We start from the raw sequence: 18,473 nt of genomic DNA, 5'->3' as shown, positions 1-18,473 counted from the left end.
GAGCCCGTCCCTAACGCACCCTACGCAACTACTAAGCGATCGAGACTTTAGCGATCGCGTTTTTTAGATGAGCGAGACAGTAGCGATCGCGTTTTTTAGCAATTATATTTTTTTGATCCCATAATCAGTGATCAGACCATGACTATAGGGATCCGTGTAGGAATTGTAATAATTTTTCTTCCCTGTTCCCTTGCTGTCATAACCAGCAATTTCAATCAAGACCAGTTTAACCACTTAGCAAAGCTTCCACAAACTCATAACTAGAGAAAGGCCGCAAATCTTCAATCCCTTCCCCTGCACCAATAAAGCGAATCGGTAAGCCCAGTTCCCGCACCACTGCTAAAGCGACACCACCTTTAGCACTTCCATCCAATTTTGTCAATACCACTCCACTCAGTTTTGCCGCCTCTGAGAAGACTTGTGCTTGACGTAAACCATTTTGACCTAAGGTAGCATCCAGCACTAGCAACGATTCAACTTTGGCATCTGGGGCTTTTTTAGCGACAATTCGTCGAATTTTCGCTAATTCCTCCATTAGATTTTTCTTATTTTGCAATCGTCCTGCTGTATCAACCAACAGTAATTCCGTATTTCTAGATTGGGCAGCACTAATGCCATCAAACACAACAGCAGCTGGATCAGTATTCTTACCAGGATTAGCAATCACTTCAGTACCACTGCGCTCTCCCCAAACCTTAACTTGTTCCACTGCCGCAGCTCGAAAGGTATCTGCTGCTGCAATTAAACAACGGTAGCCTGACTTCTGACCTAAGTTAGCGAGTTTACCAATAGTAGTAGTTTTTCCAGCACCATTGACTCCAGTCATCAGCCAGATATTCAAGGTATCGTTTTCTGGAGCAAAGGTCCGGCTGTAATTGTTACTGTAAGGTTGCTCTAGCAAATCCCTGATGATTTGTTTGAGATATGCGATCGCTTTTTCTGCTGGTAGAGACTCCTCCCGCAACCTAGCTTGTAGAGTCTCAATAATATAGTCAGTGGCCTCAACTCCTACATCTGCCTGTAACAGCAGTGCCTCAATCTCCATTACCGCGTCTTGATTCAACGGGCCTTGACCCACTATCGCCTTTAGTTGGTTAATCAACCCGCGACGAGTTTTGCCCAATCCCTGACGCAGTTGCTTGAGCCAGCTAATTTCCTCGATCGAGATATCCTCAGGACTTCTTCCCTGAGATGCCAACACCTCTGCTGACCACAAGAACCCATCATCAAAGGCCAGACCAAGCATATCTTGATCTATCTCTGCTTCCCCTTCATCCTCGATCACACTTGCCACTTCAGGTTCCGGTTCAGGGGTTTCAATGGCTGTTTCCTTAAGACGTTCCAGTCGTGCTAGTCGGTTAGTGCTTGCTCGGCGCGCCCAACTTGGGCCAGAAGCGGGGGTTTCTTCCTCTGTTGTCTCAGTTGATGGAGCTATATCACTTGTCAAGCTATCTGACTCAGGGATTGGTTTATTCTCAACCGAGGTCATGGCTATAGATGAGTCATGATTAGACCTGACTGAATCCGATGGTGTTGATACTACCTCCTCTACCATCTGATCAGAGGATTGCTCGGTTACTGATTCCACCGTTTCAGCAGTATCTACCGAAGCTTGACTAACCGTAGACTCTTCTAATTCCGATTCTGCTTGAGATTGTACTTGTGATTCTGATTGTGATTCTGATTCAACAGTTATCTGAGCTATCTCAGCCGTAACTGTCGTGTCAGTTTCCTCAGACACTTCGGATGTTTCAGCCGCTGGAGATTCAGTCTCTTGTGATTCTTGGGGTTTTGCCACTGTAGCCGTTGCTGCTGGCTGAGCCGTTGAATCATCTACTGGCTTACTGTCAGTAGTGTCTATCTCTGGAGATTGATCTACTTGTTGCTTCTGAACATTTTTGTAGGCAGCTTTTGCCCAACTCAGGTAATCATCAGCTGCTGCTGAGGATGACTCTTGGACAGATTTAGAATCAGCTTGGTCTATTGGTTGTTGCTCTGTTGCCTTTTGTTCCGATTCTACTTGAGATGTATCAGAGTCCTTTTTCTTAGCAGACCCTGCGCTAGCATCAGACTTTCGGTGGAACCAATTAAAGACCATTACCCTTACTTGACTATTTTTTAAGTTAACTATATATATTCAATATTTGATTTAGGTTTTGAGTGCTTAGCCTAGGCTAATGCCTAACCTTGAGTTCTCCACGGATTGAAATCGCGTGGATTCTAAGAGTCGTGTCGTTACGCGGGTTAAAACCGCGCTTGGCGCGCTTTCCAATGGCGAATCTGATTCGCCATTGGAAAGCGCCTCTCCACGACGCTCACAATACTAACTAGAAATGAATCTAGCCTGTACCGTTGTGGCAGACTCAAAACTGCCCTACCTCCCTGGCCTATGGCCACGCTACGCGAACGGATTAACCAAAAAAAGTTAACCTGTGGATTTACTTTTAATTCACAATAGCTTTCGGAGTGGTTGTACCAAACAAATTAGGGCAATAAATCGCTACTTTTTGCTGCATTACTTACCTGTTCCATGGTCGTGGGATTCACCCCGTCTCCTCCTGGCCGGAATCTCACCGTAAAGCGCAAAAAATCAACGCAACCAACCTTGTTCCTTACTCGCATCTCTATTCTAACACGATAGCCGGGATTTATCCCGGTACGCTGGCCGTAGGCCACGCGGGGCGCGTTCGCTGTCCACGTATGGGAATTAAGTGGCTAACTCTCGCTTGATGTTTATCTGTTTGTCTTAATTTTATCGATATTTGAGTTAATATTATTAATTTTCTAATCTAGCCTTGCCTATTAGCCGAATTTTCGTCTATTCCCGATACTCCTCCTCTCTACGGTAGTGCTACACAAGTAGTGATTTTAGCTCCCGTTACCTTGACCAGACCCTAGCCAAATCACTACATCTTTACCACTACCCTCTCTACTCCCTACTCCCTACTCCCTACTCCCTACTCCCTCCGCTATTGTGTTAGAGCTTGAGTTTTAATTAACTCATTGGCACGACGCAAGACACCATTAATAAAACGGTGTCCCTCTTCATCACTGTAGCGTTTAGCCAGTTCCACTGCTTCATTAATTGCGACTCGGTCTGGGATACCTAAAAACGAAATTTCCGCCACAGCCATGCGCAGAATATCCCGGTCAATACGAGGTAAGCGCTTCAGTTGCCAATCTTTAAGGGCTTGGTTCAACATCTGATCAATCTCAAGCTGTCTACGACTGACAGCTTTGAGAATTTCTAGGGTATAGCTACGGACTTCAACCGTATTAGACAACTGGACAATTTCGGGAATCTCTACCGCGCTTCCCAAGTGATTGATCGCTTTTTCAGTTAACTCAATTGCATCAGTTACCATTGCTCTAGCACTACGTACATCAGTAGCACGAGTTTCACTGTCGAGAATGCGATCGCTACCCCGTTTCAGTTCAGCCGCCGCCGTTTCTAAAGCCTCTTGAATTTCTCCAGTCAGGGTACGAACAGCCGCCAGCACCAGATTATTCAGTTGTTGTGTATCCAACCGCTCTGGTGAGTTGGGCATCTGAGAGATGCTCAAAAGAGCCAGTTCACGGGCAATTCTGCGAGGTTGCATTGTTTGTCCTTAGTTAATTTTGTCCTTTTACCCAAAACGATTAAGCGTCTTCTGTTGGCAAAACCTGCTGTATCATCTCAGGCAATGGTTCTTCCAATGGTTGCTTTTCAGGAGGCTGCTGTAGGTTAATTGGGATTCCCGGGTTATCTGGGCTAACAATTCCACCTGAGAGCAATACTTTAAAGGCATCTTCGATGGACATCGAAAGATTAATCACGTCCTGTTCAGGAACCATAGCATACCAGCCACTGGTGGGATTAGGAGTAGTAGGTATGAAAACGCTCAACATCGGGTGATTCATGTGGGATTGGAGTTGTGTACTGACAACACCGGTTACGAACGCGATCGCCCAGACTCCTTGGCGAGGATACTCTACCAAAATCACCCGGCTAAACTTAGTTTTAGAATCCTGAAAAAGGGTTTCCAAAATCTGTTTAAGGGTTTTGTATACTGAGCCAGCTAAGGGAATCGCCTGCAATAGTTTCTCACCCAAATCGAGCAACCACCGTCCAACAATGTTGCGTGCCATTAAGCCAATCAGCATAATAAATAGTAGTGGGACTGTCAGTCCCACTGCTAAATTTATCAGATTTACTAAGATGGGGTGGAGATTATCAAAAGGGTTAATTTGTTTGGGAATTCTAGTTAAAAAATTTATCACCCAGTTAGCGATTGTAATCGTCAACCAGATTGTGGTAGCCAGGGGAATTACCACTAGAATTCCTGCAATTAGGTCATTTTTTAGATCCTGCTTCAAGCCCTCGAACACAGAGCACAGATTCTCCTTTTAATAACTGAATAAAATTTTTTTTTACTAGCCACTTCAATTCCCTACTACTCTCCCAACTTTTTATGTAAGCATTCAGCTGTCAGCCGTGAGCTTTTAGCTCACGCTGGGCGAACAGCCGTCAGCTTATTTTATTGATCAGCCGTCAGCTTATTTTATTCAAAAGCTGTTCGGTGTAGAGTGCGCTATGGGCATAAACTGTTCCGGTAGCTTTGCTACAGGCCTTTTGGCTGATAGCACCTCAAGTAGCATCTCAAGTAGCGCATTAGCTTATAGCTGATAGCTGACCTTGTTATAGCCACTTTTTTTTCGAGTGGTTGAAAAAATGCCAAGGTGGATCTAGCCGTTATAGACTAGTATACCTCAGTTCGTTCTAATCAATTTACTCGCCTATGAAAAGGATACAGGATACAGAATTCAGTTGTGATCATAATAATTCAGCTATGTTAGTGGGACTAGACAGAACGATTGTTGCTTTTGAACGAGGATTTCAAGGTAAAAATTCCTTGACAATCAATTAGTCTGACTCGAAGCTCCTGACTTTATACTGCTCAATCGAAGCATAGTTGGTTATGTCGAACTCAGCTATAGACACTAATTTTAAAGGAGGTGGAGTGCTAGGAAAGTGTGGTTGCTTTACCCCATGGGAAGCTATATCATAGGAATAACCTACGCTGCACCCATTAACTGATACCAATAGCGAACCTTGGGAATTGCGATCCATGGCTAACATTCTCCTTGTAAAGGGAAGTTTTAACAGTGGAATTACACCTGTTTTCCCTTTTCATTCTAGAGTTGGGAGCTGGCTTTAGCTACTCCAAATCTGGTTTCTAGATACTGCCACAAAACGGTAGCCCGTTTGCCTCAATCTAAAAGACCACTTCCTAAGTCTAGCGCTAGTTAATGCTGGACAAGATGATGGCCTTTGGCGCGTTATACCCATGACTAGATTTTATCGAGCACTAGCTATAGAGTTATTACTGGCATGAACTAAGATCAGACCAGCTTTTTCCCTTTGACCAGATCAATTGGTATTATTCTTTACATATTACCAGAGATTACATATTACCAGAGATAGATTAACAAAGATAGAGAATCGTAATTGACACTCTGCGGTGATTAGACGCGGGGATTGCTTAGAGGAGATAATCATGGATAGCATTACTCGTGGGCAACTACCAATTTCTCGGTAGTCCTCCTAGCAATTTCTCGGTAGTCCTCAAGGTAGTCATCAAGGCGGTGCTAATTGCCTCTACCATGTCCGGCAAAATGCCATTGAGTATAATTTTGTGTTTGGTAGCGTCGGCTTCCCCGAAGTTCTTGATTCCCTCACAACAACGGCTTTTGCTTGTAGAGGCACCGATTGGATTGACACTCCCCGTCCTGTTCGCGTAGCCTCTGGCACTGCCAGTAAGGAGCGGGGATTCTTGCCTCTACGACTCGTCGTGGCTCTTTCAAACCGGAGTCAGAAAAAGTAGAGGACAAATTTCCCCAAGCGTGATTGATCATAGATCTAGGTTTCGGTGTGCCGGAAACGCGCGCCTTATCAGAGCGATGCAGCGCGGTCTTGGGAAGGCAGCGCCGACCTGTGGGGGTTCCCCCCACTCGCGCTTTGCCGTGGTTTCCCCCACTCGCGCTTTGCATGAAGACAGGGTCGCCTTAATCAAAAGCGATGCAGCGCCGACCTGTGGGGGTTTCCCCCACTTGCGCTTTGCATCAAGAAAGGTTAAAACTTTTTACACAAGCGCCGACTAACTATAAAGGCGACCCTCTTCTTACGGTAACTTCTAACCCCACCGTACCTTTTTTATAGGAATAGACAGAGGTGCGACCCGTGGCGAATTTAATTCTTAATAGGTCAAGCGCACCTTTATACTTTTTTATCTAAGTTTTTCATAGACGTTGTAGTCGTCAGACCAAATTACGCAATACGTATCTCATACATATTTTTTACGTTGTCTACTTATGATTAGATAGTACCTATCTGACATGCTTGTTTATTGCTTATGCTTTTATTCTATCACATCCGACGGAAAAGCCGTCGTTCGCGTAGCGTGGCCAAAGGCCAACGAAGGATTTAAAGTTACCGTAAGAGAGGGTCGCCTTAATTATCAAGTTTTAACCTTTTTGCGCGAGACCGACCCACCTTAAAGGCGACCCTCTCGTTCGGCGCGCGTCTCTAGGGGCGCGATTACCCAAATCTTTTGGTAAGAAATTCTGGTAGCTACCTTTTGACCAAAACTTCCCTCTACTAGGAGTTTCACCTTTCCTTTAATGGTTGTTGCGTCTTCTGTATTTTAACCTAGATTCGCGCCAAAAGCTGGTTATTGCTGCTAGGTCGAAGTCCTCCCTGGTGATTAGATGCGGGGTTTCCTGCTACCCAGTTTTACTATGAAATGTTTGATTTATCGGTTAGTTAGCCAATTCAGTGAGTTAGCCAATGGTATAGTAATCTATTTGATTCTACCGTAATCTGAGCGAAATACTACTAGGATGATGATGAAGTGACCTGGGTAGCATCAGAGTCTTTTGATACTGGGGAAGTTGAGGGCATGACATGGCTACTCGGAGGGGGCATGGGATGCTTAAGTTCCCAAACTTTGAGCAATATCAGATACTCATAAAATGCTTGTAAGGTACACCAGGTAAACCCGGCTTGACCATCCAAGAAGCCTCCGAGTAGGAAGTACATGTATAGAAAACGCAATACAGGTCGCCAGGGCAAGCGTAAGGACAAATTTTTCAGGGCACGGCGTCTTTCTACTTCCGAACGCCCAAAAAATAGGTCTCGCCACTCAACAGTTCCTTGCTCCAACTGGCGCAAAGTTTCGAGGGCTTCGTCGGTAGAGTAGCGATTGTGTTTATCAATCCAGCGGGTAAATCCCTTACTGTTGGTGTAGTGAGGATATGTTTCTTTTATGAAACCAGTCGGTCCATCACATACTTCCCGTTCCGTATGACCATAATCATCAAACCAAACCTTTTCCTTACGAAACAGCCGTAGTTGGTAACGGGGATACTGAGTAGAGTAGCGAATCCAGCGATTCATGAACATGACCCGCTCTGCAACGTAATAAGCCACATGCTCCTGTCGTTGTATTGCTCCCTGGCATTCGGAAAATAACTCAGGGGTCATGCGTTCATCAGCTTCAAGGATATAGACCCATTCGTACTTGGTGGGCACTTCCTTTAGCATCCAGGTGCGCTGACGTCCGTGACTTTCAAAGGCGTGCTGCACAACTCGCACCGGATACTGACTAGCAATTTCTACAGTGCGATCGCTACTGATTGAATCTACGATAATCACATCGTCCGAGAGTAGGGCTGACTCGATACAAGCAGCAATATCTAGGTCTTCGTTGTAGGTCAGGATATAGATAGAGAACATCTCAAGCGGATCATTATCAAAAATCTGGTCAGGGTTAAAAGTTTCCACCCTACTAAGCTTGCCCACGACGGGTTACTGGTGTACTTCCCAACCCTCGCAATCCGGTCCAGCCAATGGCAATATAGCCAATGGCTAGGAGTAAGCTACTCAGACCAGTTTTAATGCCCAGTTTGAAAGCTTCTGTGGTGGCTCGTTTCTCTAGTTGAAGTTTCTGACTACGGATTTGGTTAATATTCTGCTCTACTTCTTGATTGAGGACATCAGGGTTTTCCTTAATTGCCTGCAATTGTTGTCTAACTCTGTTAGCCTGAGCTTTGGCTTGCTCAAGCTGCTGTGCTGGAATCCTACCACTTTTAATGGCTGCGTCTAAATCGGCGAGTCTCTTTTCTACCTGGGCTATACCTTGAGGACTTTTGAGAAGTTCAGTGACTTGCTGAGTGCGGTTTTCCAGTTGAACTTCGGCGCTCTTAGCTCTTTGGTTAATTTGTTCTAGAGCCTGGGAACTTTGCAAACGAAGGTTATTGAGATGCAGGGGTACCATTAGCAGAAAGACCAACCCTAGAAAACTAGAGAGACACAGCACCCAAAATCGGAGATCTTGAACCGAAGATTTTGGCTCTGTAGTAGCGGTAGCAGCACTTTGAGCAATCCAATATCCAGCAAATAAAAACCCAATGCCGACCATAGGGATAATACCTCGGTCAACAACTTGGGTAGCAAAGTTCAACTGCCACTCTGGCTTTAACAGGTTAGCTCCCTGTGGGGGAATTGCCAAAATGATGTAATCCAAAAGGGAAGAAACGATCATTATCAGCCCGACAACCTTAAGAGTCAGAGCAGTAAACGAGGAATAAACAGAATTAGTATTCATGGGCTATGAAGCGCGATTATTAGATTAACGTGACATCCTCCCGACGCTGACCCTACGGCTACAGCCCGGGCTTCCCAACCTCACGATTGGATATTCCTGCCCCACGCCACTTATCTAGGTCATCGACCCCCGACAGACCGACTTGACAGGCTGTTTCCATTCCCCAGAGTCCCTGGGCGACTATTGGCTCTAATCCATGATGCAAAACCATTTCTGCCGCAGCATGATCCCGATGGGTTCGATATCCACAATCAGGGCAATGATGCTCTCTAACTTCCAGTCCCTTGGGCACAGTGCCCAGGCACTTGGGGCAGGTCTGGCTAGTGCCGTTGGGGTATACTTTGCCAAAGTCAACCCCAACGGCACTAGCCAGACCCATTCAGTCAAAGACAAGAATTGCCCAAAGGCAGCATCAACGCAATCTTTACGCAACATCCCTCTAGTGAGGCCTTTAGGGTTGAGGTCTTCTGCAAAGATGGTTTGGGCTTGCTCACAAAGCTGATGAGCCGTTTTCAGGTGAAAGTCTTTGCGACGATTGGCAATGCGATGGTGTATCCTCGCCACTTGAATTTGCGCCTTCTCCCAATTTTGAGAACGCTTTTGTTTTCTAGCCACTCTGCGTTGCAGCGATTTCAGCTTGCGTTGCATGGACTTAAAAAACTTAGGACGTTGCTGGAAGCTGCCATCGGAAGCGGTCAAGAATCTCTCCAATCCGAGATCAATTCCAATAGCACGACCGTGAAGCGGAGCATCCGGAACCGAAACATCAGATTCGATCGTGACAACCACATACCATTGTGTGCCTCGCACTTTAGACAAGACCCGAACTTGCTTGATCTTGAATCGATCAGGAATCGGTCGATGCAAGTTGATGGGAACCAAGCCAATCTTCGGCAACTTGATGGTGAAGCCGTTGAGAGGATTGTTCTTGAATTGATGAAACACAAAGGACTTGAATTGACCCAACTTTTTGAATCGTGGGAATCCATATCCACGCTTTTGAAATGAATCCCAGGTGTCGTGCAGTCTACGAATCGTAGTTTGCAGCACTTGAGAATGCACCTTGCTCAAGTGGGGGAATTGTTTCTTGGCCTTGGGCAAGTTATTTTGCTGGCGATGATAGGACGGAAAGGGTTTCACAGCCGCAATGATGTATTCCTTTTGTAGGGAGCACCTATCTGTCATGCACTTACGCGAAGCAATCCAGTCTTTGAGTTCGCGCAATGCATAGTTGTATATGCCTCTGCATATCTCAAGCCATTCCAGCAGTTCAGTCTGCTGAGTGGAGTCTGGATAGATTCGGTAGGTATAGTTCATCCTCAGCATGACTCTAGTTTGCCATAAGCCAGAGCTAATGGTAAATGCTGGTCTTATCCCCATCGAGGGGATAAGACCTTTCAAGGGGAGTCCATGTATCCCGACGCTGATGCTACGCATACAGCGCGGGACTTATTGCTCCCCGAACCCCTCAAAAGTTAATCATCGACTTGGGGAATTTACTGAGTAATCCTTCCTAAACTTACTGGCTTACTAGTTTTTAGAGTAGTTTTTGGGGTACTCAGTAAAGTTGAAAAATAGAACAGCAGGAGAGCCAACCATGGCGCTTTGCCCATATTAACCTATGGCCATCGATAATCCTAACTCCAACATCCGTTGCTGGTGTTACGTTTTAGATGGGAAATCCCGCGCTCTACCTTTTAGGTGAGCGTTACGAGCCGCAGGCCATTAACCATTAACCATTAACCATTAACCATTAACCATTAACCATTAACCATTAACCACTAATCAAGGTGTTAGGATAATTTCTGGTATTCTTCCTGAATCAGGTAAAGCGATCGCACAATCGCTGATTAACGGTAGTCTTGTGGATGTAGTGTTCCTCGGCAGACAGGTTTTATGAACAAAGTGGTTGAAGTTGTACCGGATAAAGAAGCTTTGATTAGGCGAGCTGTTGATGTTGTCCTCAGTAAAATCGAAGGAGCAATCCAGGCTAACGGTCGTTGTACCATTGCCCTTGCTGGCGGTAGCACCCCAGCGCCTTTGTACGAAGCGATCGCTACCTTTGACCTTGCCTGGAATAACATTCATGTGTTTTGGGGTGATGAACGCTATGTTAGTCCCGATGACCCGGATAGTAATCAAAGGATGGCTCGTCTGGCCTGGTTAGACAAAGTCGATATACCAGAGGCTAACATTCACCCGATGCCCACCGACGGCTCTAGCCCCGCTGCTGATGCGGATAAACATCAAGCTCAACTGTATGAGTTTTTTGGCATACCAGTAGGAGAGTTTCCTGGCTTTGATGTAATTTTGTTAGGCATTGGTGATGATGGCCATACTGCTTCCCTATTCCCCCATACAGAGGCTCTGCAAGTAAAAGACCGACTGGTTACAGTTGGCAACAAAGATGGTCAACCACGAATCACCTTTACCTCCACCTTGATTAACCATGCCAACTGCGTTATGTTTCTGGTTGCTGGTGCTGGCAAAAGAGCAGCCTTAGCTCAAATATTTGCCCCCGAAGCTGATCCACAAACCTATCCAGCTCGGTTGATCCAGCCCCAAGGAGAACTTTGGTGGCTTCTAGATGAATCAGCAGGTCAAGATTTGAAACATTGACAAGGGCGGAAGTGTCAAGTGTGAACGATGAAGTGCGAAACAATTGTATCCGGTTACTGAGAAACTCTTCTAGTTTTAGGGGATATATGTTATATTTTTATGGATTTTGATAATTCATTAGGGTGACTTGCCTGGTAGCCTTTTGCTTGGTAGCCTTTTGCCTTCGATGCTCCCACTCTAGCTAAAACCCGCACCAATCCCAGGTCTCCTCAGATAGGGGAGCGGTGGTTGGATGCGGGACAGGAATTAATTCCAATTTTAACCGAAAATAGCCCAAGTCTACTGTAGTCTAATCAGCGAGAAGGTTGCTGGATTAGATAGCAGCAAAAATAACCAAACAGTAACGTCAATCAAGTCTATTAAAAGTGGGGCAGTACGTTTTCCTGGCAAGAAAACGCGCCATGAGGAAATCCAGTTATTGATAGTTCTATAACTAATAGTACCTCGTTCGCGCAGCGTCTCCAAAGGCTAAAGAAGTTCTGGTAGCCTTAAGAGGTGCATTAAGCCTACACTTGCCCGATCGGGAAGTGTATGATCGTCACATTATCTGAAACTAGATAATAGCTGTTAAAAATAATAAATTAAAGTTCTATGATTGTTTGCCCTAACTGCAATCACCAAAATCCGGAAGGGGCTACCCAATGTGAAGCCTGCTACACTCCCTTACCTTCCACTACCAGCTGTCCTAACTGTGGTGCAACAGTTCAGACTGACGCAAGCTTCTGTGGTCAGTGTGGATTTCACTTGAATGTGGGTGCCAATATGGAGAAAGGGGAGAAATCAGGGTCAAACTCTACCCCAGAGATACCCGACTTGGTATCCCCAGAACCACTTGTTGAACCTATACCGATGGCTATGAATACTCAAGTCCCCGATCCAGCATCCAATCCTATCAGTTCTGATGATGCTGAATCTACCACCGCTATGCCAGCTACGGTCGTTAATCCAGCCCTCAACTCAGAAGCATTTCAACCGCAGAATCTTGACTTAGAAACCCTGCCATTGCCGCTGCCTACTGTTGGGAATTTAGGGGTTTCTCAAGAAGAATCTAGCCAAAACGTAACCTCACCGTCAATACCAGAAGCTGACTTAGAGAACCCGCCACACCCCTATGTACCGGATAGAGGTAGTGCCCAAACTCAGTTGCAGGTAATCTCAGCTCAACTGTTGCATATGCAAACCAATACAACAATTGAGTTACCGCAGCATATATCAGTGATTCATATGGGTAAGCCCAATGATAAAATTCCCCCGGATATTGATGTCTCTGGTTTTCCTGACTCAGACATTGTCTCTCGCATTCACGCCGATATCAGAGTTGAGGGGGATACCTACTATATTGAAGATGTAGGCAGCTCCAATGGCACTTATGTCAACCACACGTCTCTAGCACCAGGCAATCGGCATCGACTAAGAACAGGCGATCGCATTAGCTTGGGGAAAGGTGATAAAGTGACATTTTTGTTCCAAAGTTCTTGAGTTTCTGGTGCTAGGTAGGTGTGACAGCTGGTTGTGCAAAATTGATCTCGGACAAAGCCCTGACCTAAAGATCTAGCTAGGTCAGGGCAGTTTACTATCGGGGCGGTTTACTAAAGGATGTTTCAAGAGAGGGCTTATAGTCAATTGCAGACCTTCCTTTTAAGTGATAGCCTTAGATTAACAATTCACCATGGTGGCACTCTCCTAGATTGCCCCTTCTACTAAGGTCGTCTATAGTCATAGTGTTTACATTAAATTCTATATTAATATAGGTGTGCCTTAATTGGGGTGCATGTCAGTCCTTGTAAATCTAAGCAGATATGACTAACTCTGGCAGCCGTTTTGGCTGTATAAGCAAGGAAATCCCACGTCGTGTCGGTGGGGGATAGTTAACAGTATCAGGCCGTGAGGACAAAATCCTTGAAAGATGTGACACCGGCGATTACCCTAACCCTACTGCATCCTCTCCAGTCTGTGCCTGTTCAAAGTTGGCCCTTTGAAACAGAATCAGTGATTCGGATTGGCCGGTCAACCGATAATCATGTTATTCTCTATAGCGCTGTAGTTTCCCGTCACCATGTAGAACTACGGCGAAATCCTAATGGTTGGGAAATTATCAGTTTAGGTGCCAATGGCACCTACATGGATGGCAAGCGGATTACCCAAATGCCGGTTATCGATGGGATGATTATTCGTCTAGCTAGTTCGGGTCCGAAAATTCAGATTCATGTTAATGGAGAAATGCCTTCAGCAAGGCTGAAGACAATTTTGGATAAGCGTACCTCTGAACGAAAGCGGAACATCAATTCATTCAATAATACGTTGATAAATGCCGAAAGCACCCAATCCGATCAAAGTGAGTCAACTGAAATGGAAGATTGAACTTTTATGGTAATTGATGCTAATTACTAATTGGTAAGTTGACTAAGATCAGCGCATACGAAGAAGAGTTAGATGTGTTCATCATTAAGATATTATTAGTTGGTTTACTGCAGCTACTACTGTGGGATTTCCTGTCTACTTTTGTTTACCATGTCCCTGAGCACGTTTTTGGCAAATTCCATGCCATAGTACACCATAGTAAAAATCGTAGCTTCATTCACTATGCTTTATTAACTAAGAACCCCCTGGTAATGCTTGATCGCGCACGCAGGTACCTTTCCTTATTTGATGTTTGTGCCTTGGTTCTGGCAGATTTCTCCTCTAGGAACTATCTTGGGACTGGCCTTAGGTGAGCTTCATCTTATTTGGAGGCATGTTTTTGTGATGGATTGGAAAACTCCCCAGATCCTAGAGCGCCTTTGCAACTTATAGCGTTTCTAGGACTCATGAGGTACACATTAGTTTTGACCTCTTCCCTCTTCCCTCTTCCCTGCTCCCTGCTCCCTGCTCCCTGCTCCCTGCTCCCTAAAAACCAGAAATTTGTACCTCACAAGTAGTATAATTGCTATATTGTGCATTACTACTCCAGAAAAGCATTGGCTTCATCATCAGGATGCAACAATTGCTTATGGGGAGATCTTCACATTTTACGATCAACCAGCACAAGCCTGGTATAGGTTTTTGATGTCAGTTAAGAAGAAATATAAGCTAAGTAGGGAGAAATTAACTTAGGATTATGGCTATGGAAGATTGAACTTTTATGGTAATTAGTAATTGGTAATTGGTAATTGGTAATTGGTAATTGGTAATTCGTCATTAAAATAGAACTTACCCAAAATCTAGACTCTAAACGCGCTTATTTAGTAGGAACCCAAGGCTTCCGTTCCTACTGGCTTAGCCAGCTTAATTTGATGCATTATTATTATCCTCTTCTTAGCATTTAACCTTTTTCCTATTACTTTCTATTAGACCATTTTAAGCTGGCCACGGGACTAAAAGTAACGTTACTGCGGGAACGCTCCAATTCAAAAATGGTCAATTATCGCTCATATATAGACAGATTTATATCCTGTTGGTTTGACTAATGAGAATTGAAGGTTGTTGGTTAATTGTGAAGGTAAAATTGACAATTAACGATTAAGCGATGATATCAATTAATTCAGCAATTAAAATTATATAGCGTAGCGCGTCCTTCAGAAGTGGTACAACTTAGATGAAGTTTCAAAACTAGAAGTAATAAGTCATAATTTTAAAACATTGGCTTAATTGAAACTCTTATATAAGATAACGATTATTGTACAAAAAATATTTAGAATTGCTAGAGTAGCATACCTTCAATAAATAATAAATTTAAGTTTAACCTATTCTTTGACAAACCTTAATGTTTGTTGACTAAGATCAGCGCATACGAAGAGGAGTTAGATGTGTTAATCATTAAGATTTTATTGGTTGCTTTAGTGCAGCTACTACTTGGGGATTTCCTTTCTACTTTTGTTTACCATGTCCCTGAGCACATTTTTGGTAAATTCCATGCCATAGTACACCATAGTAAGAATCGTAGCTTCATTCACTATGCTGTATTAACTAAGAACCCCCTGGTACTGCTTGATGGTTTTGCAGGTGCCTTTCCTTATTTGATGTTTGTGCCTTGGTTCTGGCAGATTTCTCCTCTAGGAACTATCTTGGGACTAGTCTTGGGTGAGTTTCATGTGATCTGGAGGCATGTTTCTGTGATGGAGTGGAAAACTCCGGAGACCCTAGAGCGCCTTTGCAACTTCTTGTGCATTACTACTCCAGAAAAGCATTGGCTTCACCATCAGGATGCCACAGTTGCTTATGGAGATATCTTCACATTTTACGACCAACCAGCACAAGCCTGGTATAGGTTTTTGATGTCAGTTAAGAAGAAATATAAGCTAAGTAGGCAGAAATCAAGTTAGGATGCTGGCTGTTGACTGTTTACTAAGTAAATGTTAAAGTCAACCCTGGACGGTAAACAGTCAACGGTAAACCAAAACTATTTTGCCTACCCATTATCAAGAGCGTTTAATAGAGCTTTAGAAGCGACAGAACTTATAAAAAATGCCTCTAACCCAAAAGGCCTTTCACGGAATATCCCAAGACGGACAAAAACAGCGACAGCGGCTGCGTTGGTATTCAAAGGGGGAAATCATTCCTTTGGTTGCACCTGGGATCTGGCAAGTCTGTCAAGGTATTGTTCAACTCAGTAAGATTAACCTTGATGGAGGGGAAGTGCTACTAGCTTGGGCATTGCCGGATACCTCTTTCCGGATTGGGTTGGCTGCTCTAGATACCTATCAGGCTCAAGCTTTATCCGAAGTGCATCTTCAATGGTTTTCGATGATTGAATTGGAAGCGTCTCCTCATCTATCTCACACCCTATTCAATCAGCTAGGTCACAGGATACAACAGACAGAAGCACTTTTAGCGATCGCTGGACTGCGCCGAGTTGAAGACCGCTTGCAGCAGTTATTATTCTTGTTGAAACAGGAAATGGGGGAGCCAGTTGCTGAGGGAACTCGCTTGAGTGTGCGCATGACCCATCAGAATCTAGCTAATGCTATCGGCACCTCTCGGGTCACAGTGACTAAAACTCTAGGAGAACTCCATAACCGTGGTATGATTACATTTGACAGAGACCGTCACATCATTGTCAAACATGGTATATTATGTAATAATATCTGAAGCTAACTTGAAGCTATTACTGAGTACTGATTTGCTTACTCATTAGTGGTTGCGTAAGTGTGGCAAGGGCTTTTTAGGCTTTGTTGTCAGGTTTGTTGTCAGGTTTGTTACTTGTGCCTGACTAAAAAAAAAGCGATGCAGAGGTGCGACCCGTGGCGAATTTAATTCTTAATGCGGAAAACGCACCATTACGGTCTTGGGGGTTTCCCCCACTCGCGCTTTGCATCAAGACAATAGTTGTGTTGCTCAAAGCGCTTTATCCTGGGTCTTGCAAGGAATTTAACTGGTCTAGGAGTTGCCAGATGGAAAAGTGGTAAATAGCAACTCTGAGATCTGAATCCTAAAATAATACTAAGATTAAGTGGTATAAATATAGATTCATAGCTGAAAAGCAGTTATTTATGCCTCTTGATCAATTAGTTCCAAAATTCTTAAAAGAACCCCTCTTCAAACTGGGAGAGATGCCTGTCTCTCTTATCACTATACTTCAATTAATCTTTTTATTTATAATTACTAAATTTATAATTCAAGATTTCAAAAAAATCCTGAATTATAAACTCCTTAATAAGCTAGTTAATGATCCAAATAAAAGAGAGTTTATTTCTAAGTTAATTAGTTATATAACTTTCCTTGTACTGGTATATATTATCTATTATATAGATATAGGTGGTTTAAACCTAATTAATTTAACCATTTTTAAAGTAGGTAGTACTGAAGTATCTATTAAATCCCTAATAAAACTAGTACTATCTTTAATGATAGTAATTTTTCTGGCTAGTACCCTAAAAAACTTTCTCAAACAACAGCTACTTCCCCAAATGGGGATTGATGAAGCTAATCAAGCAGTCATCGCTACAATCATCAGCTACGCATTTGGGATATTAGGCATTGTAATTGTTCTGAATAATAACTTTGAATTGGGGTCATTAGCGGTCATTGCTGGTGGCTTAGGGGTTGGAATTGGTTTTGGACTACAGGATATAACTAAAAACTTTATCAGTGGTGTGACATTACTATTAGAACGAACAATACGAGTTGGTGATTTTATTGAATTTGATGGGTTATCCGGATATGTTAAAGAAGTCTCGATGCGGTCTACAATCATCCGCACAAGGGAGGGGGGAGATGTAGTAGTTCCTAACTCTCATTTGGTAGAAAAACGAATGCTTAACTGGACTTTTGACAGCTATAAAGCCCGTATACACATACCTGTAGGAGTCGCTTACGATAGTGATCCAGTATTAGTGACAGAAGTCCTGTTAAAATCTGCTTATTTAGAACCATCTGTCTTATCTGAGCCGACACCAAGAGTTCTTTTTAAAGGGTTTGGTGATAGTGCTTTAAACTTTGAACTTAGGGTATGGGTTAATCGAATTGATCAAGAACCTTTGATAAGAAGTTCTTTGAATTTTATTATTGAATATAATTTACGTCAGCAGGGAATCTCAATTCCTTTCCCTCAAAGGGATTTCTGGCTGCGCAACCCTGAAGCCCTGATGGGGAGAGAGATTAACCGCCAAAATCTTGAAACTATTGAAGAAACTATTGAACAATCAACTCAGCAGTCCTTCAAAGTTAAAACACCTAGACCTTTAGCGTTACGTGACTTACTGCGGCAGGTCGATTATTTTAAAAATTTTACTGAATTAGAACTAAGGCAATTAATTGAAATTGGATACCGAAAGCGCTTACGTCCCTCAGAGATGTTATTTCATGAAGGCGACCCTGGAGATGCGTTTTATATTATCCTAGCTGGTTCTATCGAAGTCTTTGTAGAGAGGATTAACAAAACTCTCAATAGTCTTCAGGCAGGTCAATTTTTTGGCGAACTTTCGTTAATGTTAGGCGTACCAAGAACAGCATCAGTTAGAGCATTAGAAGAGTCACTATTATTTGTAATTAGCAATAAAGGTTTTAAACAACTATTGCAGGACTATCCAGATCTATCTGAGATCATTGTCCAGGAATTAGGCAAGCATCAGGAAGAATTAGCTGAGCGACAAAAACAGATGCGGAAAATGGGGTTGTTGGATGCAGCAGAAGATGACAGAAATCTTCTAGTTTGGGTTCGCAAGCGAGTCAAGAGGCTATTTGCTCTTTAATAGCAAGTAGCAGGATCAGTTTGTTGAGTGTTAAGTGTTG

The 18,473-nt window shown here is 43.6% G+C and carries 13 protein-coding genes and 1 pseudogene; 6 read left to right on the top strand and 8 right to left on the bottom strand.

The features are described from left to right. Positions 1 to 226: 226 nt before the first annotated feature. From ftsY to BJP34_RS13735, 8 genes and pseudogenes are all read right to left on the bottom strand, one after another. Entirely contained in the window at positions 227 to 2,098 is a 1,872-nt protein-coding gene (gene ftsY / locus BJP34_RS13765) for a signal recognition particle-docking protein FtsY (protein WP_070392838.1), read from the bottom strand. Positions 2,099 to 2,969: 871 nt separating this feature from the next. Further along, entirely contained in the window at positions 2,970 to 3,599 is a 630-nt protein-coding gene (nusB, locus tag BJP34_RS13760; protein ID WP_070392837.1) for a transcription antitermination factor NusB, read from the bottom strand. Between the two features lie 40 nt (positions 3,600 to 3,639). Further along, positions 3,640 to 4,368, bottom strand: a complete 729-nt coding sequence (locus BJP34_RS13755) for a DUF502 domain-containing protein (RefSeq protein ID WP_070392836.1) — start codon at positions 4,366 to 4,368, stop codon at positions 3,640 to 3,642. Positions 4,369 to 5,715: 1,347 nt separating this feature from the next. After that, the gene (locus tag BJP34_RS39725) at positions 5,716 to 6,030 is read right to left on the bottom strand and encodes a hypothetical protein (protein WP_149030966.1); all 315 of its coding nucleotides are present in this window, start codon (positions 6,028 to 6,030) and stop codon (positions 5,716 to 5,718) included. Between the two features lie 844 nt (positions 6,031 to 6,874). After that, positions 6,875 to 7,774: a glycosyltransferase family 2 protein gene (locus BJP34_RS13745; protein ID WP_070396656.1), complete on the bottom strand. Its 900-nt coding sequence runs from the start codon at positions 7,772 to 7,774 to the stop codon at positions 6,875 to 6,877. Between the two features lie 52 nt (positions 7,775 to 7,826). After that, positions 7,827 to 8,645, bottom strand: coding sequence for an HpsJ family protein (locus BJP34_RS13740; protein WP_070392834.1), 819 nt, complete (start codon positions 8,643 to 8,645; stop codon positions 7,827 to 7,829). A 58-nt stretch (positions 8,646 to 8,703) separates the two neighbouring features. Further along, complete coding sequence (locus BJP34_RS47440; protein ID WP_229424355.1) at positions 8,704 to 9,024, bottom strand: transposase; 321 nt, start codon at positions 9,022 to 9,024, stop codon at positions 8,704 to 8,706. Between the two features lie 59 nt (positions 9,025 to 9,083). Further along, positions 9,084 to 9,962 (bottom strand): annotated as a pseudogene (locus tag BJP34_RS13735) (RNA-guided endonuclease InsQ/TnpB family protein); the annotation flags it as partial. A 579-nt stretch (positions 9,963 to 10,541) separates the two neighbouring features. Here BJP34_RS13735 and pgl point away from each other — a divergent pair. The 6 genes from pgl (at position 10,542) to BJP34_RS13705 (ending at position 18,433) form a co-directional block, all read left to right on the top strand. Further along, positions 10,542 to 11,264, top strand: coding sequence for a 6-phosphogluconolactonase (gene pgl, locus BJP34_RS13730; protein WP_070392833.1), 723 nt, complete (start codon positions 10,542 to 10,544; stop codon positions 11,262 to 11,264). A 591-nt stretch (positions 11,265 to 11,855) separates the two neighbouring features. Next, positions 11,856 to 12,743 (top strand): FHA domain-containing protein, encoded by an 888-nt coding sequence (locus tag BJP34_RS13725; RefSeq protein WP_070392832.1) that lies wholly within the window; start codon positions 11,856 to 11,858, stop codon positions 12,741 to 12,743. Positions 12,744 to 13,148: 405 nt separating this feature from the next. Then, complete coding sequence (locus BJP34_RS13720) at positions 13,149 to 13,625, top strand: FHA domain-containing protein (RefSeq protein WP_229424354.1); 477 nt, start codon at positions 13,149 to 13,151, stop codon at positions 13,623 to 13,625. Positions 13,626 to 15,013: 1,388 nt separating this feature from the next. Further along, positions 15,014 to 15,565 carry a sterol desaturase gene (locus BJP34_RS13715; RefSeq protein ID WP_083305599.1) on the top strand — a complete coding sequence of 184 codons (552 nt, stop codon included), beginning with the start codon at positions 15,014 to 15,016 and terminating at the stop codon, positions 15,563 to 15,565. 142 nt (positions 15,566 to 15,707) lie between these two features. Then, positions 15,708 to 16,331: a Crp/Fnr family transcriptional regulator gene (locus BJP34_RS13710; protein ID WP_070392830.1), complete on the top strand. Its 624-nt coding sequence runs from the start codon at positions 15,708 to 15,710 to the stop codon at positions 16,329 to 16,331. Between the two features lie 401 nt (positions 16,332 to 16,732). After that, the gene (locus tag BJP34_RS13705) at positions 16,733 to 18,433 is read left to right on the top strand and encodes a cyclic nucleotide-binding domain-containing protein (RefSeq protein ID WP_083305159.1); all 1,701 of its coding nucleotides are present in this window, start codon (positions 16,733 to 16,735) and stop codon (positions 18,431 to 18,433) included. Positions 18,434 to 18,473: the final 40 nt, after the last annotated feature.

It is taken from the genome of Moorena producens PAL-8-15-08-1, from assembly GCF_001767235.1.
GTDB classification, from domain to species: domain Bacteria; phylum Cyanobacteriota; class Cyanobacteriia; order Cyanobacteriales; family Coleofasciculaceae; genus Moorena; species Moorena producens_A.
Note: the sequence above shows the minus strand (reverse complement) of the source record. Positions and strands in the feature narration are given on the sequence as shown.

Coding starts and splice junctions, on each gene's coding strand:
- nusB (WP_070392837.1), bottom strand. CDS start 3,599: ATGCAACCTCGCAGAATTGCCCGTGAACTGGCTCTTTTGAGCATCTCT.
- pgl (WP_070392833.1), top strand. CDS start 10,542: ATGAACAAAGTGGTTGAAGTTGTACCGGATAAAGAAGCTTTGATTAGG.
- BJP34_RS13745 (WP_070396656.1), bottom strand. CDS start 7,774: ATGTTCTCTATCTATATCCTGACCTACAACGAAGACCTAGATATTGCT.
- BJP34_RS39725 (WP_149030966.1), bottom strand. CDS start 6,030: ATGCAAAGCGCGAGTGGGGGAAACCACGGCAAAGCGCGAGTGGGGGGA.
- BJP34_RS13705 (WP_083305159.1), top strand. CDS start 16,733: ATGCCTCTTGATCAATTAGTTCCAAAATTCTTAAAAGAACCCCTCTTC.
- BJP34_RS47440 (WP_229424355.1), bottom strand. CDS start 9,024: ATGGGTCTGGCTAGTGCCGTTGGGGTTGACTTTGGCAAAGTATACCCC.
- BJP34_RS13740 (WP_070392834.1), bottom strand. CDS start 8,645: ATGAATACTAATTCTGTTTATTCCTCGTTTACTGCTCTGACTCTTAAG.
- BJP34_RS13725 (WP_070392832.1), top strand. CDS start 11,856: ATGATTGTTTGCCCTAACTGCAATCACCAAAATCCGGAAGGGGCTACC.
- BJP34_RS13710 (WP_070392830.1), top strand. CDS start 15,708: ATGCCTCTAACCCAAAAGGCCTTTCACGGAATATCCCAAGACGGACAA.
- ftsY (WP_070392838.1), bottom strand. CDS start 2,098: ATGGTCTTTAATTGGTTCCACCGAAAGTCTGATGCTAGCGCAGGGTCT.